Source organism: Streptomyces sp. CB02366 (assembly GCF_001905905.1).
Taxonomy (GTDB): domain Bacteria; phylum Actinomycetota; class Actinomycetes; order Streptomycetales; family Streptomycetaceae; genus Streptomyces.
The window spans coordinates 387,294-406,279 of sequence record NZ_LIVT01000003.1; the positions used below are offsets into that span (position 1 = coordinate 387,294).

19 protein-coding genes are annotated in these 18,986 nt (G+C 72.5%); 5 read left to right on the top strand and 14 right to left on the bottom strand.

The window, feature by feature from the left end; all coding sequences use genetic code 11:
* Positions 1-4 precede the first annotated feature (4 nt).
* The 5 genes from AMK24_RS10280 to AMK24_RS10300 form a co-directional block, all read right to left on the bottom strand.
* Positions 5-928 (bottom strand): LLM class F420-dependent oxidoreductase, encoded by a 924-nt coding sequence (locus tag AMK24_RS10280; protein ID WP_073767323.1) that lies wholly within the window; start codon positions 926-928, stop codon positions 5-7.
* A gap of 82 nt (positions 929-1,010) precedes the next feature.
* Positions 1,011-1,505, bottom strand: coding sequence for a DUF6099 family protein (locus AMK24_RS10285; protein WP_073767325.1), 495 nt, complete (start codon positions 1,503-1,505; stop codon positions 1,011-1,013).
* A 124-nt stretch (positions 1,506-1,629) separates the two neighbouring features.
* Positions 1,630-1,989: a nucleotide pyrophosphohydrolase gene (locus tag AMK24_RS10290; RefSeq protein ID WP_073767327.1), complete on the bottom strand. Its 360-nt coding sequence runs from the start codon at positions 1,987-1,989 to the stop codon at positions 1,630-1,632.
* Positions 1,990-2,145: 156 nt separating this feature from the next.
* Positions 2,146-2,550 (bottom strand): cell division protein SepF, encoded by a 405-nt coding sequence (locus AMK24_RS10295; protein WP_073767329.1) that lies wholly within the window; start codon positions 2,548-2,550, stop codon positions 2,146-2,148.
* A gap of 204 nt (positions 2,551-2,754) precedes the next feature.
* The gene (locus AMK24_RS10300; protein ID WP_073767331.1) at positions 2,755-3,552 is read right to left on the bottom strand and encodes a DeoR/GlpR family DNA-binding transcription regulator; all 798 of its coding nucleotides are present in this window, start codon (positions 3,550-3,552) and stop codon (positions 2,755-2,757) included.
* A gap of 240 nt (positions 3,553-3,792) precedes the next feature.
* On the opposite strand from AMK24_RS10300, the gene AMK24_RS10305 reads away from it, so the two are divergent.
* The gene (locus tag AMK24_RS10305) at positions 3,793-4,686 is read left to right on the top strand and encodes an SIS domain-containing protein (protein WP_073767333.1); all 894 of its coding nucleotides are present in this window, start codon (positions 3,793-3,795) and stop codon (positions 4,684-4,686) included.
* A 192-nt stretch (positions 4,687-4,878) separates the two neighbouring features.
* Here AMK24_RS10305 and AMK24_RS10310 read toward each other — a convergent pair whose 3' ends face one another.
* From AMK24_RS10310 to AMK24_RS10330, 5 genes are all read right to left on the bottom strand, one after another.
* Positions 4,879-5,418, bottom strand: a complete 540-nt coding sequence (locus AMK24_RS10310) for a hypothetical protein (RefSeq protein WP_073767335.1) — start codon at positions 5,416-5,418, stop codon at positions 4,879-4,881.
* Positions 5,419-5,643: 225 nt separating this feature from the next.
* The gene (locus AMK24_RS10315) at positions 5,644-6,711 is read right to left on the bottom strand and encodes a FecCD family ABC transporter permease (RefSeq protein ID WP_073767337.1); all 1,068 of its coding nucleotides are present in this window, start codon (positions 6,709-6,711) and stop codon (positions 5,644-5,646) included.
* Entirely contained in the window at positions 6,708-7,745 is a 1,038-nt protein-coding gene (locus tag AMK24_RS10320) for a FecCD family ABC transporter permease (RefSeq protein ID WP_073767339.1), read from the bottom strand. The genes AMK24_RS10315 and AMK24_RS10320 overlap by 4 nt, the downstream gene beginning before the upstream one ends.
* A gap of 50 nt (positions 7,746-7,795) precedes the next feature.
* A complete protein-coding gene (locus tag AMK24_RS10325) occupies positions 7,796-8,845 on the bottom strand; it encodes an iron-siderophore ABC transporter substrate-binding protein (protein ID WP_073767341.1) in 1,050 nt (349 codons plus the stop codon).
* A gap of 179 nt (positions 8,846-9,024) precedes the next feature.
* Positions 9,025-9,978: a hypothetical protein gene (locus tag AMK24_RS10330; RefSeq protein ID WP_073767343.1), complete on the bottom strand. Its 954-nt coding sequence runs from the start codon at positions 9,976-9,978 to the stop codon at positions 9,025-9,027.
* 153 nt (positions 9,979-10,131) lie between these two features.
* On the opposite strand from AMK24_RS10330, the gene AMK24_RS10335 reads away from it, so the two are divergent.
* On the top strand, positions 10,132-10,350 hold the full coding sequence (locus tag AMK24_RS10335) for a hypothetical protein (protein WP_073768747.1): 219 nt from the start codon (positions 10,132-10,134) through the stop codon (positions 10,348-10,350).
* A gap of 25 nt (positions 10,351-10,375) precedes the next feature.
* Here AMK24_RS10335 and AMK24_RS10340 read toward each other — a convergent pair whose 3' ends face one another.
* On the bottom strand, positions 10,376-11,191 hold the full coding sequence (locus AMK24_RS10340) for a helix-turn-helix domain-containing protein (RefSeq protein ID WP_073767345.1): 816 nt from the start codon (positions 11,189-11,191) through the stop codon (positions 10,376-10,378).
* Between the two features lie 114 nt (positions 11,192-11,305).
* Here AMK24_RS10340 and AMK24_RS10345 point away from each other — a divergent pair, with 114 nt between their 5' ends.
* Positions 11,306-11,737 carry a hypothetical protein gene (locus AMK24_RS10345; protein WP_073767347.1) on the top strand — a complete coding sequence of 144 codons (432 nt, stop codon included), beginning with the start codon at positions 11,306-11,308 and terminating at the stop codon, positions 11,735-11,737.
* Between the two features lie 82 nt (positions 11,738-11,819).
* Here AMK24_RS10345 and AMK24_RS10350 read toward each other — a convergent pair whose 3' ends face one another.
* Positions 11,820-13,163 carry an aminotransferase-like domain-containing protein gene (locus tag AMK24_RS10350; protein WP_073767349.1) on the bottom strand — a complete coding sequence of 448 codons (1,344 nt, stop codon included), beginning with the start codon at positions 13,161-13,163 and terminating at the stop codon, positions 11,820-11,822.
* A gap of 177 nt (positions 13,164-13,340) precedes the next feature.
* On the opposite strand from AMK24_RS10350, the gene AMK24_RS10355 reads away from it, so the two are divergent.
* Complete coding sequence (locus AMK24_RS10355) at positions 13,341-13,988, top strand: LysE family translocator (RefSeq protein ID WP_073767351.1); 648 nt, start codon at positions 13,341-13,343, stop codon at positions 13,986-13,988.
* Positions 13,989-13,999: 11 nt separating this feature from the next.
* Here AMK24_RS10355 and AMK24_RS10360 read toward each other — a convergent pair whose 3' ends face one another.
* Entirely contained in the window at positions 14,000-15,058 is a 1,059-nt protein-coding gene (locus AMK24_RS10360) for a VWA domain-containing protein (RefSeq protein WP_073767353.1), read from the bottom strand.
* 157 nt (positions 15,059-15,215) lie between these two features.
* Positions 15,216-17,471: a M9 family metallopeptidase gene (locus AMK24_RS10365; protein ID WP_242435157.1), complete on the bottom strand. Its 2,256-nt coding sequence runs from the start codon at positions 17,469-17,471 to the stop codon at positions 15,216-15,218.
* Positions 17,472-18,242: 771 nt separating this feature from the next.
* Between AMK24_RS10365 and AMK24_RS10370 the strand changes: the two genes are divergently transcribed.
* Positions 18,243-18,953 carry a GntR family transcriptional regulator gene (locus AMK24_RS10370; protein ID WP_073767357.1) on the top strand — a complete coding sequence of 237 codons (711 nt, stop codon included), beginning with the start codon at positions 18,243-18,245 and terminating at the stop codon, positions 18,951-18,953.
* Positions 18,954-18,986: the final 33 nt, after the last annotated feature.

Sequence of the window (18,986 nt, forward strand, 5' to 3'; positions counted from 1 at the left end):
CAGGTCAGGTCAGCTGGGACTGGATCTGCGAGGAGATCAGTTCCAGATGGTCCAGGTCGTCCAGGTCGAGGATCTGGAGGTAGATCCTCGACGAGCCGATCGCTCCGTAGCGGCCGATCTTGTCGACCACTTCGGCGGGCGATCCCGCCAGGCCGTTCGCCTTGAGCTCCTCCACGTCCCGGCCGATGGCCGCCGCGCGCCGGGCGACCTCGGCGTCGTCCTTGCCCGTGCAGACGATCAGCGCGTTGGAGTACACGAGGTCGTCCGGCGAGCGCCCGTGCGCCTGCGCGGCGGCCCGTACCCGGCCGAACTGGGTCTCGCTGTCCTCCAGCGAGGCGAACGGGATGTTGAACTCGTCCGCGTACCGCGCGGCCAGCCTCGGGGTGCGCGTCGCACCGTGGCCGCCGATCAGGACGGGCACCTTGGCCTGGGCGGGCTTGGGCAGCGCGGGCGAGTCGGTGAGCTGGTAGTAGGTGCCGTCGTAGCTGAAGGTCTTGCCGACCTCCGTCGCCCACAGACCGGTGACGATCGCGAGCTGCTCCTCCAGGCGGCCGAACTTCTCCTTGGGGAACGGGATGCCGTAGGCGCGGTGCTCCTCCTCGAACCAGCCCGCCCCCAGGCCCAGTTCGATCCGGCCGCCGGACATCTGGTCGACCTGGGCCACCTGGATGGCCAGGACTCCCGGCAGTCGGAAGGTGCCGGCGGTCATCAGCGTGCCGAGCCGGATGCGCCGGGTCTCGCGCGCCAGCCCTGCCAGGGTGATCCAGGCGTCGGTCGGTCCGGGCAGGCCGTCGCCGGGGCCCATCCGGAGATAGTGGTCGGAGCGGTAGAAGGCGTCGAAGCCCAGGTCCTCGGTGGCCTTGGCGACGGTGAGCAAGGTGTCGTAGTCGGCCCCCTGCTGGGGCTCGGTGAAGATGCGAAGATCCATGCCTCCATCCTGCCCCGCCGGCGCGGCCCCCCTCGTCAGCCCGGGCGGCCCCGCCCCCGCTCCTCCCCGCCCGGGGCCTGCCTCAGGGCCCGGCCGCCGATGCCGCGGGACCGCGTATGCCCCCGTAGGGGCCGTCGCGCTCCCGCTCGGCCAGCCGTCTCAGCATCCCGTGGACGCGGTCCAGTGATTCGTCCGCCGCGTCCATCGCCTCGATGCACTGCCAGTACAGGTTGTCCTCCCCCGTATCACAGGCCACCCCGACCAGCGCGATCCCGGCCTCACCGAGCAGCAGCGCGAGTGCGGCCAGGGTCGTCCTCACCTCGGCCATCCCGGTCAGCCGCACCGCCCGGGCGCCGTCGGAGAGAACCGAGGGGTGGTCCAGCGCGGAGCAGCCGGCGCCGATCTCCCCCAACGCCCGCGCCTCGCTCCGTAACTCCACCGGCCCGCACGCCGCCAGCCGGCTGCCGATGGCCCGTGCGAGCGCCTGGGCCTGCCACGCCTCCGCCATGACGTCCAGCGCGCCCCGACTGCCCGCCAGCGCCCGCCGCCCGACCTCGATGAGTCGCTCCGCTTCCATCTGTCTCCCCCGTCCGTACGAAAACCCGCTCACCTCATTCATTACCCAAAGTGAGGGCAACAGCACCGTAAGGCCAGAGGAAATCGGAAATCTGTGGACACGAAGTCGAATGTGGATAACTCGATCACTCCGAAGAGTGACGATCACCGGGTTCCGGGCCACTCGGGAGAGGGAAGCGTTCCTCGTTCCGCTCCATTTTGGCCACCAGCGCGGCCGTCGGGTCGATGCCCAGCACCTCGCAGAACTGCAGGAGATAGGCGAACACGTCCGCGACCTCGTCGGCGACCCGGCGGGCCGCCCCGGCATCCCCCATGACCGCGACGGACTCCTCGGGCGTCAGCCACTGGAAGATCTCCAGGAGTTCGGACGCCTCGACGCTGAGCGCGGCCGCCAGGTTCTTCGGGGTGTGGTACCGGCCCCAGTCCCGTGCCGCGGCGAACGCGGCCAGCCGGCGCTGGAGTTCTGCCACATCGATGTCTTTCACGGCCCCAGGTCTATCACCGGCCACCGACAACGCACGTCCGCGCCCACCTCCGGACCCGGACCTCGCGCGCGGGGCGGCCGGAGGGCGGCGGTCCGCTCCGGCGACCGCTCCCCACAGCTGCCGCAACCACGGCTACGGCTACGGCTACGGCTACGGCTACGAGTGGGCGATGCCCGCGGGGGTGACCCCCTCGACCTCCATGCCCTCGGGCGCGAGCAGGAAGACGTTGCGGTCGACGCGGTGCATACCGCTGCCGAGGCCGAAGACCACGCCGCTGCTGAAGTCGAGGATCCGCTTCGCCACGTCCGTCTCCGCCGCCGTCAGGTCGAGCAGCACCGGCACCTGGGCGACCAGGTACTCGGCCACCTCGCGCGCGTCCGCGAAGACCTGCACCCGCAGCACGACGAGGCGTCGCTGCTCGGCCGCGCGCTCGGCCGGGACGGTGCGGTGGTCGACCCGCGACGGCCACTCGTCCCGGCCGCGCAACGGTACGACCTGGGCGAGCCCCTCCCACTGTTCATCGGTGGCGTCGTACCTGTCATACCTGTCGTACCTGCTCACCGGTCCACCCCGTCGTCGAGCCGGGCGGGTTCGCACCGGCTGCACTCACTGTTCATCGGGCAATCCTCTCGCCCCTCACCCGTTCGGCGTACCAGCGACACGGCGAACTCGGCTTCCATGTCCTTTCCGGTACCCGACCGACACCGGTTCATGACGTGCCGCGCGCGCCGCCGGACTCGCACCGTACCGGTCCGGCCGCTCCGCTCAGACCGCGATGACCTGGACCCCCGCCTCGCCGAACCGGTCCCTCGCCTCCGCGCCGATGCGGGAGTCGGTGACCAGGACGTCGACCAGCCCCAGATCGCAGACCCGGGCGAACGCCCGCTTGCCGATCTTCGACGAGTCGGCCGCCACCACCACCCGCTGCGCCCGTTCCGCGAGCAGCCGGTTGACGCTGGCCTCGCCCTCGTGGTGGACGTACGCACCGCGTTCGATGTCGATGGCGTTCACCCCGAGCACGGCGACGTCCAGGGTGATCTCGTTCATCACGCCGACCGCGAGGGGGCCCGTCAACTCGTACGACTGGGGCCGCGCGACCCCGCCCGTCACCACCATCTTGATCTGCGGCCGGATCGCCAGTTCGCTCGCGATGTTGAGGGCGTTGGTCACCACGGTCAGCGTCGGCTGTCCGCCCGCCGCCGCCGTCTCGCCCACGATGTCCGGGCGCACCGCCAGCGCCCTGGCCACTTCGGTCACCGTCGTCCCCCCGGTCAGGCCGACCACCTCGCCGACGGCCACGAGGCCGGACGCCGCCCGCCCGATGGCCTGCTTCTCGGGCGCGTGGCGCCCCGTCTTGTAGCGGAGCGCCAGTTCGTAGGAGACCCCGTGCGCCACCGCCCCGCCGCGGGTACGGGTGAGCAGGTGCTGCTCGGCCAGTTGGTCCAGGTCGCGGCGGATGGTGGCGGCCGAGACGTCGAGCGTCGCCGCCGCCTCCTCGACGTCCACCCTGCCGTGCTTGCCGACCAGTTCCAGCAGCGCGTCCCACCGGGCGTCCCTGGACAAGAGCGTCTCCTCACCGTCCGGCGCGGGCACCGCGCTTCGCGGGAACGCGGTCGCCGGGGGCCGGATCGCCGCAAGCGTCGCACAGCGGTCGCGGGTAGTCCGCCGCCCACCTGCACGTTGCTTGTTTTTGTTCGATAACTGCATGTAACGTGCAGAATTCTACATGCGGGCTGGGCGGGCCGAAGCCGGTCGCGCCCAGCCCCGTTGCCGTGGTCCACCTCGTTCCCGTGGAGTGCAGACGTGTCGTATGCCGAGACCGAGACAGCCAGTCAGCCTGATTGCTGGCGGCGCGCCGCCGCCCTGGCCGGGGGCCCCGGAGCCGTCGGCCTGCCCGCCGCGGGCGAGCGGATCGCGGTCGTGGGCTGCGGTACCTCCTTCTACATGGCGCAGGCCTACGCCGGGCTGCGCGAGGGCTCCGGGCAAGGCGAGTCGGACGCCTTCGCCGCCTCCGAGTTCCCCTTCGACCGGGGCTACGACCGGGTCGTCGCGCTGACCCGCTCGGGGACCACCACCGAGGTGCTGGAGCTGCTGAACCGGCTGCGCGGCGCCACCCGCACGGTGGCGGTCACCGCCGATCCCCGGACCCCGGTCAGGACGGCCGCCGACGACCTCGTCGTCCTGGACTTCGCCGACGAGCGGTCCGTGGTGCAGACCCGCTTCGCCACGACCGCCCTCACCCTCCTGCGGGCCCATCTCGGCCTGCACTCCGAGCAGGCGGTGGCGGACGCGGAGACCGCGCTCGCCGAGCCGCTGCCGGACGGGCTGCTGGAGTGCACGCAGTTCTCCTTCCTCGGCCGGGGGTGGACGGTCGGCCTGGCCCACGAGGCGGCGCTGAAGATGAAGGAGGCGTCGCTGTCCTGGACGGAGTCGTACCCCGCGATGGAGTACCGCCACGGCCCCATCAGCATCTCCACGGCGGGGACCGCCACCTGGATGTTCGGAGAGGCCCCCGAGGGCCTGGCGGAGCAGGTGCGCGCGACGGGCGCCGCGTGGGTGGACGGCCCGCTCGACCCGCTGGCCGATCTCGTACGCGTACAGCGCCTCGCTCTCGCCAGGGCCGCCGCGCGGGGGCTCGACCCCGATCTGCCGCGCCACCTGAGCCGCTCGGTGGTCCTGGACCCGCCGTCGCCCTGACCGGCTACGTCCTGGTACGCGTCCGGGGCCGCGGGCGGAAGAGGTCCTGACGGCACGGTTCGGGGCGGCGCGGGCCGTGTCCTCCGCCCGGGCCGCCCTCAGCACCCGCCGGGCCGTCGTCCGGGCGGCCGGGACCGCCCCGGCGGCCCGCCGGACGGGACACCCCGGGGAGGACGCCCCGTACGCGGGAGCTCAGGACTCCTCGAAGTAGGCGTCCAGGGCCTTGTCCAGTTCGGCGGGCCACCCCTTGAGCTCGCTGCGGCTGCCCGCCTCGACCTCGGCGTTGAACCAGCGGCGGGTCGACAGGTGGACGGTCACCGTGAACCGGCGGCCGAAACGGGCCGAGGCGGTCTCCACCGCGCCGATCTCGTCCCAGTCGAACTCGGCCTCCTGGTCGTCCAACCGGAAGCGGACGCCTTCCCGGGCCACCCGGATCGAACCGCGCCGGTCGCTGACCTCGAAGACGGGGCCCTCCCCGGCGTCGGCGTCCGAAAGGGCGGCCTTCTCCGCCGCTTCCGGTTCCCGGTCGGCCTCGCCACCGGGGGCGGTGGTCGCGGCCTCGCCCTCGCGCTCCGCCACCCCCTCCGGGACGACCGCCTCGGGGCCGGCCCCCGCTTCCGGTTCGGGCTTCCGGGTCGCGACGGGCGCCGCCAGTCCGGGCAGGGGGATGAACGCCGGGTCGGTGCCTGCGGCGAACTCGGGCTTCTTGTTCGAATCTATGCTCTGCTCCACGGCGGGCAGTATGGTCCACGAACCTGTACGTGACCAGTCGTCATCGCTCCGACGCGCCGCCGGCCTCCGCCTCGCGGGCGAACTCCGCTCCGTGGAACGGCCGAAGTGCCGCCCGGCGGCAAGGGCGTGGGGAAACGCCGATCCGCCCGGTGCGCCCCGCCCGGGGTGGGCCGCACCGGATTCCCACCGGCGCCCGGCCAACCCCTCCCCGGGCGCGGGGCGGTCTCAGAGCACTCCCTTGCGCCACTCCCGTACCAGCAGCCAACCGAGGTACGCGCCGCCGATCGCCATGGTGTAGATCCCCACCGGCAGGTCGTCGAAGAGCGTCAGCTGCTGGGAGCACAGGTCCGCGAGCACCAGCAGCAGACCCCCGGTGAGCGCGGAGAGCAGCAGGTGGGGGCCGGAGCCCCGGGAGAGGCGCCGGGCGATCTGGGGCGCGGTCAGGGCGATGAAGGCGATCGGCCCGGAGACGCTGACGGCGGCGGCCGAGAGGCCGACGGCCAGGATCACGGCCAGGGTCTTGGCCTTCTTCGGTTCGGAGCCGAGCGCCTCGGCGATGTCGTCGCCCATCTCGCCGATGTCGAGCCGCCGGGAGATCAGCGCGGCGGCCGGGGCGGCGGCGAGGAGGACCAGCCAGACGGTGGTGGCGTCGGTCCAGGAGCGGGCCGTCAGGCTCCCGTTGACATAGGCGGTGAGGACGGACGCCTTGTCGCGTTCCAGGGCGTAGACGACGTACTGGGTGACGGCCGCGCCCATCGCGGCGACCCCGATGCCGGCGATGACGAGCCGGGCGGGGTTGCGGAAGCCGGTGCCGGTGGAGACGTACACGAGGGCCATCGCCAGGATCGCGCCGATGAGGGCGCCCACGGGGACGGGGACCGTGTCGGGGAACATCAGCGCGCAGAACGCGGCGCCCGCGCCCGCCCCGGCGGAGAGTCCGATGACGTCCGGGCTGCCGAGCGGATTGCGGGTGACGGACTGGAACAGCGCGCCGGAGAGGCCCAGTGCCGCGCCGACCCCGATGGCGACGGTGAGACGGGGGCCGCGCAACCGGTTGAAGACGAACCGGTCCTTGCCTTCGGCGTCCCCGGCGAGGGCGGCCGGAAGGTCGGCGAGATCGATGCCGAGGCGTCCCCAGGCCAGGGTCGCCACGGCGGCCGCGAGGAGGAGGACGAGGAGCCCGCCGCCCGCGAGCACGGAGGCCCGGCGCACGGGTATCGCCACGGCGCCGCCGATGGTCAGGTACCCCCGGGGAGACCTCCGGGCGGGGGCGGCGCGGTCGGTGACGGTCATGAGGAGCCCCGCATCCTGCGTACGGCGATGAGCAGCGCGGGTGCGCCGATGAAGGCGGTGACGACGCCGACCATGAGTTCGGTGGGCCGCATGACGACCCGGCCCACCACGTCCGCGAGGAGCAGCAGGGTGGGGCCGAGCAGGGCCGAGAAGAGGATCTGGGCGCGGAAGTCGACGCCGACCAGGGCCCGTACGACGTGCGGCACGGCGAGGCCGACGAAGGCGATCGGGCCCACGGCGGCGGTCGCGGCGGCGCTGAGCAGGGTGGCGGCGAGCAGCCCGGCGCCCCGTGTGCGCCCGGGGTGCGAGCCGAGGGCGACGGCGGTCGCGTCGCCCAGGGCCAGGGCGTTGAGGCCCGGGCCGAGGGCGAGGGCCAGCAGGAACCCGGCGGCGGCGAACGGCAGGACGGACCAGAACACGTCGAAGTCCCGGCCGCCGAGCGCGCCGACGACCCAGTAGCGGTAGCTGTCGAAGACCCGGGGCTTGCTGAGGGTCACGGCCTGGATGAACGCCATCAGGACGGCGGTGAGCACCGCTCCGGCGAGGACCAGGCGCACCACGCTCGTCCCCGTACCGGCGGAGCCGATGACGTGGACGAGGACGCCGGCTGCCAGGGCTCCGGGCAGCGCCCACCACATGGTGTCGGTGGCGCCGGAGGCGCCGAGCCAGGCGGTCGCGGCGACGATGCTCGCGGAGGCCCCGGCGTTGATGCCGAGGAGGCCCGGTTCGGCCAGCGGATTGCGCGAGACGCCCTGCATGAGGGTGCCCGCGACCGCGAGGCAGAGCCCGGCGAGGACGCCGAGGGCGGTGCGGGGGTAGCGGCTCTCGACGATGGCGGTGATGTTGGGGTCGGCGGCGCCCTGGAGGACGTCGACGATGTCGCCCGAAGAGGTGGAGCGGCTGCCGAACATGACGCTGGCGCAGAGCGCGAGCGCCAGCGCTGCCAGGCCGAGGAGCAGGAGGAACGCCACCCGAGCGGCGCCGGTACGCGAGGTACCGGCGCCGCTCGGGGGTGCGACCGCGGTGGTTGCCATGGGAGGGGAGTGTGCCTTGTGGCCTCGGTGGTTCCGATACCCGGACGGGGTTACTTGCCGGCTGCCTTGACGGCCTGGTCGATGAGCGGCAGGTAGCGCTCGATCGTCCACGGCACGGTCAGCGGGTTGATGATCGAGGAGGCGGTGACGAAGGAGTTGTCGTCGCTCGCGACGACGGCGCCCTTCTTGATCGCGGGGATCTCGCCGTACAGCTTCTGGCCCTCGATCTCCTTGCGGTTCTTCTCGTCCGTGTAGAACGTGAAGACGACGTCGCTGTCCTTGAGCTTCTCGGCGTTCTCCAGGCCGATGAGGGCCGAGTCGGTGCCGGGGGTCTCCTTGAAGCCGTTGACGACCGGGTCGACCTTCAGACCGAGCGAGGAGACCATCTTGACGCGCTGCTCCTCGGGCTTGAAGACGCCGAGGGTGCCGGGGCCGGAGTTGTAAATGTAGGAGAAGGTGACGTCCTTGTAGTTCGGCCGGGTGGCCGCGGCGTCGGCGAGCTGCTTCTCGATCTTCGTCTTGAGGGCGTCGGTGTCCTTCGTGCGGCCGAGCGCCTTGCCGATGATGTCGATCTGCTGGTCCCAGTCGGTGCTCCACGCCTGGTCGGGGTAGGCGACCGTGGGGGCGATGTCCTTGAGGACGTCGTACTGCTTCTGCGTGATGCCCGACCAGGGGGCGAGGATGACGTCCGGCTCCAGTTCGGTGATCGCCTCGAAGTCGATCTCCTCGCCGCCGGTGAACTGCTCGGGCAGCTTGTCGCCGGACTTCTTGACGGCCTCGTTGATCCACGGGAGGTAGCCGGAGTCGTCGCTGCCCCAGGCGTAGCTCTCGATGCCGACCGGGGTCTGGCCGAGGGCTATCGCGGTTTCGGCGGAGCCCTGGCCGAGGGTGACGATGCGTTCGGGCTTCTCCTCGATCTTCGCGGTGCCGAGCGAGCTCTTGATCGAGACGGGGAACGCGCCCCCGCCCTTGGCCGAGCCCTTCGCCCCGTCCTTGTCGCCGTCGCTGTCCGATGAGCAGCCGACCAGGGCGACGGCGAGGGCGACGGTGGTGGCCGTGGCGGCGAGGGTGTGGCGGCGCACGCGGGAGAAGCCGAGCATGGAGGGTCCTCAAGTTGACCGAGCAATGAAGGTTAGGCAAGCCTAAGCCAGAGATTCCCCTGCCGTGAACCGGGGCCCCCTTCCCCGCTCCGGACCGGGGCTCGTCCACCCTCCCGGGCTCGCCCCGCCCTCCGAGGGCGGCGTGGCCCTCTCCGCGCGAGCCGGAGCCCTCGCCCGGCTCAGTGCCCGTGGCCGGCGGACTCCCCGTCCTGCGGTACGGGCTTCTCGGGAGACCCGCCTCCGGCGTGGACGGTGAACGCGGCGGTACGGACCTTCCCCTCGTGCCGGAAGTCGAGGAAGAGCCGGTAGGCCCCCTTGCTCGGGGCCGTCGCGGTGAAGGAGACCTCGGGGCCGGGCTCCGTCCGCCCGTCGCCCGGTTCGCCGTTCGGGTGGACGTGGAGGTAGGCCAGGTCGCCCGCGCGGAGTGCGACGAGGTGGCCGTACGCGCGGAGGTAGGGCTGGAGGTCGGTGACCGGCCTGCCGTCCTTCTCGACCTCCAGCTTGAGTTCGCTGCCCGCCCCTGGGCGCAGGGCACCGTCGAGCGTCACCTCGTACCCGTCGACGGTCACCGTCCGCTCGGCGTCCGGCAGCGGCTCGGGGCGCGCGTCGCCGGCTACGGCGAGGTCCGCGCCCAGCGTGACGCCCTCGGCGTCCTTCGCGTCCGGGGTGAAGTCGGCGAAGACCCGGTAGCCGCCCGCGCCGGGCAGTTCGACGGGGGCGGACCAGGTGCCGTCGGCGGCCCGCACGGGGTGCAGGTGCCGGTAGGTGGCGAGGTCGCTCGACGCCACGATCAGGTGCAGTTCCTTGCCGTGCTCGCGGCGGAACGCGGTCACCTTGCGGGAGGTGTCCTCGTCCACGACGGAGAAGCGCAGTTCGGCGGGCTCGCCCGCCTCGATGCGCGGGGTGTCGAGGTCGAGCGTGAAGCCGTCCCGGGAGATCTGCAGACCGCTGGGAAGCTCTCGGGACTCCCCGCCCTCTTTCTCCGCCGGGCGCCCCTTCTCGGCGTGGGCGTCCCGGTGGGCCGGTTCCTTCGGGGCGGAGGCGGGCTCCGTCGCGCCGCCCACCGCGTACGCCGACCCGAAGACCGCCGCGAGCCCCGCGGCGAAGGCCGTGATCTTGAGACCGGTCTGCATGTCCCACTCCCTCGTCAGGGCCGCCGGGTCGCGGCCACTTCTCCAAGATACCCCCTGGGGGTATGAAGTCAACCGGTGACGGCCTTGCGCCGCCCCGGCGGGGACGGGACGATGGGCCATCGGTCCGGTGGGGCACGGGGGGAGCGGGGGCTCATGGGGACGTTCGCCGCAGTGGTGGGGGTCATCGGCGCGGTGGCCGCGTGGTGCGCGACGGTGTTGGTCCGACGCGGGCGTCGCGGCCCCACCGAGAACGCGGACGGCCTGCTGATCGAACAGGCGGCCCGGCTGCGGGCCCAGCAGTTGCGGAGCGAAGGACGGGATTTCCGGGCCCACCCGTACGCCAAGGGGAGCCCCGGCCCGCCCCGCTACTGACGCCGCGCGGACCGGGAGCGTACGGTCAGCGGCCCTCGGCGCTCGTCGCCGCCAGGGTGCGCAGCAGGGCGTCCGTGCGCTCGTCCATCGGGAAGAACGACTCCACCGCCAGCTCCGACAGGGTCACGTCGGCCGGGGCCCCGAAGGTGGCGATCGTACTGAAGAACGCCATGTCGCCGAGGGGCGTACGGATGCGCAGCGGAACGACGATGCCGGCCGGGTCCACCGGGCCCGGGCCGGCGTCGAGGCCCGGCGGGGCGGGATAGGCGGACACCTCCTCGTACAGCTCCCGCAGCTCCCGGTGGCCGGTGGTGTCGGCCTGGTGTCGCAGCCGGCCGAGGGCGTGGGCGCGGACCTGGGCGAAGTTCAGGCACTGGGGGGCGAGCCCCTGCGGATGGAGGATCAGCCGCATCACGTTGCCGCCCGATTCCGTCAGGTGCGGTGGCACGGCGCCCATGAGCAGGGACATGGCGCCGTTGCGGTCGACGATGTTCCACATCCGGTCGATCGCGGCGGCCGGGTAGGGCTCGTGACCGGCGAGCATCGCCCTGACGGCGGAGCGGACCATGGCCATCGGCTCGCTGTCGAACGGCGACTCCCGGTAGGCGGGTGCGTAACCGGCCGCCAGCAGGAGGCCGTTGCGGTCCCGCAGCGGGATGTCGAGGTGCTCGGCGAGACGCAGGAGAAGCTCGCGGCTCGGTCGGGCGCGCCCGGTCTCCACACAGGAGAGGTGCCGGGTCGAGGAGTCCGCCCGCAGGGCCAGTTCGAGCTGGCTGAGCTTGCGGCGGCGGCGCCACTCCCGAAGCAACGGGCCTACGCGAGAAGGCTCCTGGGTCTCCATGCCCCCACCGTACCCAGGCCGCCGCACCCCGCGTTCTTGACCCGGGAGGTCATGGAGTTCCGCCGTCCCCGCCTGGCACGGTGTCACCGACCCCCCGAACGAAGGAGACACGTGATGTCGTACACCCTCGCCCCGACCGCGGCGGCCTCCGCCGCGGACGCCGCCCGCTTCCTCCGTCTGGTACTGCGCGTGGACAGCGTCAGCACCGCCGTGATGGGTCTCGTCCTGGTCGCCGCCGCCGCGCCCCTGGCCTCCCTGACCGGGATGCCGGTGGCCTTCGCGGTGGCGTTCGGGCTCTTCCAGCTCGGCGGCGCGGCCTGCCTCGCCCTGATCGCGGGCTACCCGGTGATCCCGCCCGCCCTGGCCAGGACCGTCGTCGCGGTCAACGCCGTGTGCGCGGTGGGCTGCCTGGTGACGGCCTTCGCCGACTTCGTGCCGCTCAACGACGCCGGGGTGGTGTTCCTGCTGATCGGCTCGGGGATCGTGGGGGTCTACACCGCGCTCCAGTACACGGGGCTGCGGCGGATGACCGCCGGAACGGCCTGAGCGGCCGCCCCCGGAGCGGGGCCCGGTCCCGCCGAACGGGCCGGCCGGACGGGGAAGGCGTGGCGGGCGGGCGACACGCCGTTCAGCCCTCCGCCAGGTCGTCCGGCGCGGTCCGGGCGAGTTCGGCGAGGGTGGCGAGGGACCGGGAGAGCACGTCCCGGGTGGGCGACGCCAGCCCCAGGCGGACCGCGTGCGGGCCGCTCCGGCGGCCGACGCGGAACGCGGCGGCCGGGGTCACCGCGATGCCGTGTCGCGCGGCGGCGGCGACGAAGGTGTCGGCGCGCCAGGGGGCGGGCAGCTCCCACCAGCGGTAGTACGAACAGGTGGCGCCGCTCGTACGGAAGTCTCCGAGGTGGTGGTGCGCGATCTCCTGACGCGCCCGCGCCTCACGCCGCTTGGCCCGTACGAGGGTGGCGACGGCCCCGTCCGCCTGCCAGCGCGCCATCGCCTCCAGGGGGAACCGCATGGGCGTCCACCCGCCGGAGCGCAGGGCCCCCGTGACCCGGCCCGCCAGCGGGGCGGGGGCCACCGCGAACCCGAGGGTCAGTCCCGGGGAGAGCCGCTTGGAGAGGCTGTCCACGAGGACGGTCCGTTCGGGGGCGCGGGAGGCGAGGGACGGCAGGTCGTCCCGGAGGAAGGCCCAGACGGCGTCCTCGACCGCGGGGATCCCGGAGGTCAGGAGGACATCGGCCAGGTGGTCGAGCCGCCGTGCGGACATGGTGCGGGAGAGCGGGTTGTGGAGGACCGGCTGTACGTAGACGGCGTGCAGGGGTTCGGTGCGGTGCGCCTCCTCCACCGCTTCGGGGACCAGTCCGTCCTCGTCCACGGCCAGGGGCACGAGGGTGACGCCGAGGCGGGCGGCGATGGCCTTGAGCACCGGGTAGGTGAACTCCTCCACGCCCAGCCGGGCGCCCGGCCGGGTCAGCGCGGCGACGGCGGCGGAGACGGCCTGCCGGCCGTTCCCGGCGAACAGGACGTCCCCCGGGTCGGGCCGCCCGCCGCCCCGCGCGAGGAGTGCCGCGGCGGCCTCGCGCGCGGCGGGGGTTCCGGCGGGCCCGACGGGGTGGAGCACCGACTCCAGTCGGGCGGGGTGCGCCAGGTGCTCCAGGCCGGCGGCGAGCAGCGCGGCCTGTTCGGGGACGACGGGGTGGTTCAGTTCCAGGTCGACGCGGGCGGCGGAGGGCTCGGACAGGACGGGTGCGGGGGCGGGGGCGCCCGGTTTCCCGGTGACGAACGTGCCGCGGCCGACCTGGCCGACGGTGAGGCCCCTGCGGGCGAGTTCCCGGTAGACCCGGGCGGCGGTGGAGACGGCGATCGCGTGGCGGCGGGCGAACTCCCGCTGCGGAGGCAGCCGTTCCCCGGGCGTGAGCCGACCGCTCGCGATCTCCCGCGCCACGGCGTCCGCGACGGACCGGAAATCCTTCACGGGTCCCCCTCCCCCTGGTGAACGGAACGGCATCGAAGCACAGCATTGCACCGAGTGCAATGTCCGCTATTGAACCGACCCGGATGGCGGACCTAGGCTTCGATCGCACCGAGCAGACCGGTCGGTGCGCAGGGCGCCGGGCCGTCCGGCCCTCCGTGAACAGAGCGGTGGACGCACGTGGTCGAGCTGAGCGGGGTGCTGGGGGTCGCGCTGGTCGCCCTGGGCATGGTCCTCACCCCGGGGCCGAACATGATCTATCTCGTCTCCCGGAGCATCACCCAGGGACGGCGGGCGGGGGTGGTCTCCCTGGGCGGGGTGGCCGTGGGCTTCCTGGTCTATCTGCTGGCCACGAACCTCGGCCTGTCCGTGGTCTTCGTCGCGGTGCCCGAGCTGTACGTGGCGGTGAAGCTGGCCGGGGCCGCCTATCTCGCCCATCTGGCCTGGTCCGCTCTGCGCCCCGGCGGCGTCTCCGTCTTCGCACCCGCCGACCTGCCGCAGGACTCCCCGCGCAGGCTGTTCGCGATGGGGCTGACGACGAATCTGCTCAACCCGAAGATCGCCGTCATGTACCTCTCCCTCATCCCCCAGTTCATCAGTCTGGAGAGGGGGGACGTGCTGCTCCAGGGGCTGGTGCTGGGGTCCGTCCAGATCGCGGTGGCCCTCGCCGTCAACCTGGGCATCGTGCTGGCCGCCGGAGCCCTCGCGGTCTTCCTCGCCCGCCGCCCCTCCTGGCTCCGCGCCCAGCGCCTTCTCATGGGCACGGCCCTGGGCGCGCTCGCGGTGTCGGTGGCGGCGGACACCTCCGATCCGGCCGCTCCGGGCTGAACGCCCCCGGCTCAGAGCATGACGAGCAGGCGGGTGCCGGCCTTGAGCTTCCTGTTCACCGAGCGGCTCTGCACATACACCTCCAGCTTGGGGTTGGTGCCGGCCTTCACCGAGACGGTCCCGCGCACGCCCGTGCCGAACAGGAGGTTGCGCGCCGCCTCGCCGGTGTAGGCGCGGTCGGTGTCCTTCTCGACGACGATGACCTCCTTGTCGGGCTGCACCTGGACGCGGGTGCCCAACTGGTAGTAGCAGGAGCCGCGTTCGTAGGTGACGCCCGGGTGCGAGTCGACGAAGGCGCGGATCTCCGCCTCCTTGTCGACCTTCAACAGGCGGTACTTGTCGGCCGGTACCGGTTCGAGGGTGGCCCGCACGTCGGCCACCGATATGTCCTGGCCGACGGCGAACAGGTTCTTCGTACCGCGCACGCCCTGTTCACGGCCGCGCAGGAAGCTGGTGGCGGCGGCGCGCACGGTGCCGATCGCGTCCTCGACGCCCTTCTGGGAGTCGGCGTCCCAGATGGCGATGTTGCCGGCGGGGAAGCCGTAGTTCTGGGCGGTGCGCTTCGCCAGGGAGTTCGGGACGAGGATCGCGGAGGTCCAGTGCCCCGGCAGCCCGCTCATCTTCGCGGTGATGCGGTCGAGCCAGGGCCCGAGGATGGTCATGTCGCCGTCGTGCCGCCGGTCGCCGCCGGAGGCGTTCTCCTCGCCGTCCGTCACCACGATCTGGAGGAAGCTGTGCTCGCCGTACTCCTCCCAGATGTGCCCCAGGTCGTCCAGGGACTTCAGGGACGCCTCGATGAGCGCGGTCGCGCCGTTGTTGACCTTGTAGAGCCCCCGCATGGACGGAAGGTGCTTCACGTCCATGTCCCAGACCAGGTTCTCCACCCGGTGGTCGAAGGAGTAGAGGCTGATCCGGGTCTCGTGGCCGAGGCTGTCCGACTCCGCCTTCAGCCCCGCCACGAACTCGTCCACGACGCGGATCAGCTGACCCTGGTGCTGGTACATGGAACCGGAGGCGTCCACGACCAGAGCGACGTGATTCACCTTGTGCTGGATCCTGTTGGCGGACATGGCTGGGCTCCTTCTCCGGTGCTCCCCGAGTGATGTTTCGACTGTATGGGGGGGCACTGACAGCGGAGCCCGGCCGCTTCCCGCCGGCCCGGCGCACGGCCGGACCGGGGCCCACGCCGATGGCGCGGACCCCGGCAGGAGGGGGCGGAACCCCCGGTCAGTAGGCGGTGGTGAGGGTCGCTCCGCCGAACGCGGCGGCGGCGTACAGGCTGATGTAGTTCGCGCCGGCGCGCGGGTTGCTGATCGTCAGCGTGTGGGAGTTGCCGGAGCCGGTGGCGCGCTGGGCGGAGGAGGTGGTGGCCCACCCCGCGTCGCTGTAGTAGAGGTCGGCGTCACCGGTGCCGCCGCTGACGGTGATCTTCAACTGCCGGGTGCCGGCGGGGACGTACAGGTAGTGGTAGGAGTAGTCGCCCTTGGCGGCGGAGAGGCCGCTGCGGCGGCAGTTCTCGCCCAGCACCCGGACGTCGGGGTCGGTGCACTCGGCGACGGCGCCGCCTCCGCTCCCGCAGTCACCGGCGGCGCACCCGGCCAGCCAGGTCCGGAAGTCGCCGTCGTAGCGGGTGCCGACGGTGCCGGTGAGGTAGGTCCGCGCGGCGGCCCACTGCCCGGCGCGGTAGTGGCCGAGCACCTTGTCCATGTCGGCGGGGCGCTTCTCCAGCATGTACCTCACGGCGAGGTAGCCCCAGCGGTACACCCGCGTGGTGTCGTGGCTGTAGTCGGTGCCGAACAGCGTGCTGAGGGCGTACGTGCCCTTGCCGGCCTCGGTCATCGCCGCGGTGTAGGGCTCGCCCCGGTAGTGGTAGGAGATGTACTCCGCGAAGCCCTCGACCCACCAGACGGTGGGGGTGGACATGTTCTCGGTGAAGTCGCCGTGCATGGTGAAGCGGCCGTCGAGGTAGTGCGTGTACTCGTGGTTGAGGTTCCAGATGTGGAAGTCCGGGCGCAGCCACTCCGCCTCGTAGGCGATGAAGCGGGGCTGGTTGCCCACCGCGGAGGGGTCGCCCTCCAGGTACATGCCTCCGTTGTTGGTGTCGATCCCGTACATCGCCCCGGCGTACGTCTGGTAGTCGGCGCTGGAGTCGTAGGCGATGACCTCGATGGAGGCGTTGTTGTCACCGGCGACCGGGCCGTCGTCCTTGGCGATCCGATGGAAGTACGCGTCCTGCTGGATGAGGCTGGTGCAGCTCGCGTTCAGCTCGGCGGAGGTCATCTGCTGGGCGAGGATGCGGATGCTGGGGCTGCAGGTGTGGCGGACCGGCAGCACCTCGCGCTTGAGGCGCTCCTGGAGGTCGCAGACCCCGTAGGCGGCGCAGTTCGCCTTGTCGTAGTAGTCGGCCATCTCCGCCACGCCCACCCAGAGCGGGGCGGTCGGGCCGGTGAGGGAGGTCTTGCGCAGGAGGTCGGCGGCGAGCGGGCGCGCCTTGGCCCGCAGGCTCTCGTGCTGGAGGAAGCGGCCCAGCTCCCGTCCGGCGTTGGAGGTCAGGTACGCGTGGTCGCCGTCGAGCAGGGAGAGGTGGGCGGCGGCGAAGCGGTGCAGGGAGTCGATGACGCTCGGGTCCGCCTCGACGGCGCTGACGAAAGCGGGCACCTGGTGACCGCGGAAGGTCACCGTGTACACGTTGTTGACGGCGGCGAGCATCCGGGAGAAGGCGTTCCAGGAGGACGTGTAGTCCGCCAGCAGCCGCTTGACGACGGACAGGTAGCGGGCGTTCTCCTGGGCGCTGTCGATGAGGATGACCGCCTCGGAGAGGGTCTCGCCGTTCTCGTTGGTGACGTCGCGCGACCGGGGGGAGGCGAAGAAGCCGTCGAGGCCCGAGCGGACGGCGGTCCGCAGGGTGCTCCCGTACGGTCCGACGACGTCCGGGTTGTACCACTGGACGTAGTACCCGGCCCGGAGGTAGAGCACGAGCTGCGGGGTACCGGTGCTGCCGTCGCCCGGATAATAGGCGGCGTTGTCGCGCAGCGCGTAGGCCACGGTGGTCATCTGGGCCTCGCGGAAGGCCAGTCGGGCGTTCTCGCCGGTCAGGCTGAACAGGGTGTTCACGCAGTCGACGGTGGACGCCTTGATTTGCCGTACGAGGTCGGCCCCGGTGCGGCCGGTGAAGTCGGCCGGGTCGCACGCGGCGGCCGCCTTCGCCGAGGGCTTCTCGCCCGCCTCGCGCCGCTCGGGGGCGTCGTGTTCGCCGTACGCCTCCTTCAGGGGCGACTTGTCGGCGCTCACCGGGGGTATCCGGGACGCCTCCAGCCGGTCCTTGAGCTGGTGCTCGGCATCCTTGTCCGCGAACTGCTGCGCCTGCGGAGCGAGTTCGTCGGACACGGCGGGCCGGGACTGCTGCGACGCGGTGGATGCCGTGGCTGCCGAGGGGGAGCTCGGCTGCGCCTGGGCCGGCTGCGTGAGCAGCCCGAGGCCCATCGCGCCGGCCAGAGCCAGGGGCAGAACGGCGCCCACACCTCGGCGGACGAGTGTGGTTCTCACGTTGTTTCCTCCCATGAGGGGATCGGAGGCGCGCAGATGCGCGACCGATGGGATGGAGGGCGCGGGCCGGGGGGTGTCCTCACAGCCGTGGTGTCACCGGACGGAAGGGGTGCCGCCCAGATTTGACATGCTCACGCCCTGTGCCATGTACAATGGCACAGGTCACACATCACAGGGAAGGCCCTGGGCGGAATCCGCTACGGCCTCTTGGTGAACACCGCGCGAACAACGGCCTGTTGACGCCCCCCTCCGGTAACCCGAAGCATGTCCAGGGCCACCGGGAAGCCCTCGGCCCCCTTCGGGGAAGCGGCAGGCCGCGCCGTATGTGCGCCGGGGCCCACGGCACGGGGCGACGGCCGCCCGGGGCGACAGACGGCCTGCACCCCGACGCTGCACCGGGGAAGCGTCAGCCGGCGCGCGGCCCGGCCGGACTCGGCGGGCCGCCCACCGGATCGACCCGCTTCCGGCCGAGGCCAGGCCGCCGGGCCGGCCGGGGGCCGCCGAGAGCGGCGCCCGGACGCAGGGGCGGGCCGGTCGGCCGTACCTCTCGCGCCTGCCGCCGGTCTCGACCATGCGGCCCGGCCGCCTCACCGCCACCCGCCCGCCGACCCGCCGCACGGCGGAGGAACCGTGGGCCACGAGGACGACGCGCTGCGCAACGTGACATTGTATAGTGCGGTGACAAATCACCGAAGGGGAACGGAACGCATGAGTGAGCTGAAGTCCCGCAAACTCATCTCGGTACAGGAGCACCTGCGCGACCAGGTGGCCAACGCGCTGCGTGCCGCGCTGATAGCGGGAGAGCTCCAGCCCGGCGTGATCTACTCCGCTCCCGCCCTCGCCGCCGAGTACGGCGTCTCCGCCACCCCCGTGCGCGAGGCCATGCTCGACCTGGCCCGCGAGGGTCTCGTCGAGGCGGTGCGCAACAAGGGGTTCCGCGTCACCGAGTTGTCCGAGCGCGACCTGGACGAGTACACGGAGATCCGCGCCCTCGTGGAGATCCCCACCATCGGCCGCGTGACCCGCACGGCCTCCCGCGAGCAACTGGAGGCCCTGCGCCCGGTGGCCGAGGAGATCGTGGCCGCCGCGCAGCGGGGCGACCTGATCGGCTACCTGGAGTCGGACCGGCGCTTCCACCTCGACCTGCTCGCCCTCGCGGGGAACGCGCGCCTCGTCGAGACGGTGGCCGACCTGCGCAAGCGCTCCCGGCTGTACGGGCTCACCGACCTGTCCCAGGAAGGGTCGCTGGAGGGTTCGGCACGGGAGCACACCGTCCTGCTGGACATCATGATCGCGGGCGACGCGGAGGCGGCCGAGGAGCACATGCGCCGCCACCTCGCGCACGTCAGGACCCTGTGGGCGGCCCGGAAGGAGCAGGCCGACCGCGCGGCCCCGTCCCGCAGGCTCGGCGCGCGCTGAGGCGGAAGCCGGCTGAGCGGCGCAGGTGGCGGC

What these genes read in the sequence shown, in the direction of transcription:
- AMK24_RS10315 (WP_073767337.1), bottom strand. Translation starts at nt 6,711, where the DNA reads ATGACCGTCACCGACCGCGCCGCCCCCGCCCGGAGGTCTCCCCGGGGG.
- AMK24_RS10285 (WP_073767325.1), bottom strand. Translation starts at nt 1,505, where the DNA reads ATGGAAGCGGAGCGACTCATCGAGGTCGGGCGGCGGGCGCTGGCGGGC.
- AMK24_RS10335 (WP_073768747.1), top strand. Translation starts at nt 10,132, where the DNA reads ATGGGGACGTTCGCCGCAGTGGTGGGGGTCATCGGCGCGGTGGCCGCG.
- AMK24_RS10280 (WP_073767323.1), bottom strand. Translation starts at nt 928, where the DNA reads ATGGATCTTCGCATCTTCACCGAGCCCCAGCAGGGGGCCGACTACGAC.
- AMK24_RS10365 (WP_242435157.1), bottom strand. Translation starts at nt 17,471, where the DNA reads ATGGGCCTCGGGCTGCTCACGCAGCCGGCCCAGGCGCAGCCGAGCTCC.
- AMK24_RS10370 (WP_073767357.1), top strand. Translation starts at nt 18,243, where the DNA reads ATGAGTGAGCTGAAGTCCCGCAAACTCATCTCGGTACAGGAGCACCTG.
- AMK24_RS10320 (WP_073767339.1), bottom strand. Translation starts at nt 7,745, where the DNA reads ATGGCAACCACCGCGGTCGCACCCCCGAGCGGCGCCGGTACCTCGCGT.
- AMK24_RS10345 (WP_073767347.1), top strand. Translation starts at nt 11,306, where the DNA reads ATGTCGTACACCCTCGCCCCGACCGCGGCGGCCTCCGCCGCGGACGCC.
- AMK24_RS10360 (WP_073767353.1), bottom strand. Translation starts at nt 15,058, where the DNA reads ATGTCCGCCAACAGGATCCAGCACAAGGTGAATCACGTCGCTCTGGTC.
- AMK24_RS10330 (WP_073767343.1), bottom strand. Translation starts at nt 9,978, where the DNA reads ATGCAGACCGGTCTCAAGATCACGGCCTTCGCCGCGGGGCTCGCGGCG.
- AMK24_RS10325 (WP_073767341.1), bottom strand. Translation starts at nt 8,845, where the DNA reads ATGCTCGGCTTCTCCCGCGTGCGCCGCCACACCCTCGCCGCCACGGCC.
- AMK24_RS10340 (WP_073767345.1), bottom strand. Translation starts at nt 11,191, where the DNA reads ATGGAGACCCAGGAGCCTTCTCGCGTAGGCCCGTTGCTTCGGGAGTGG.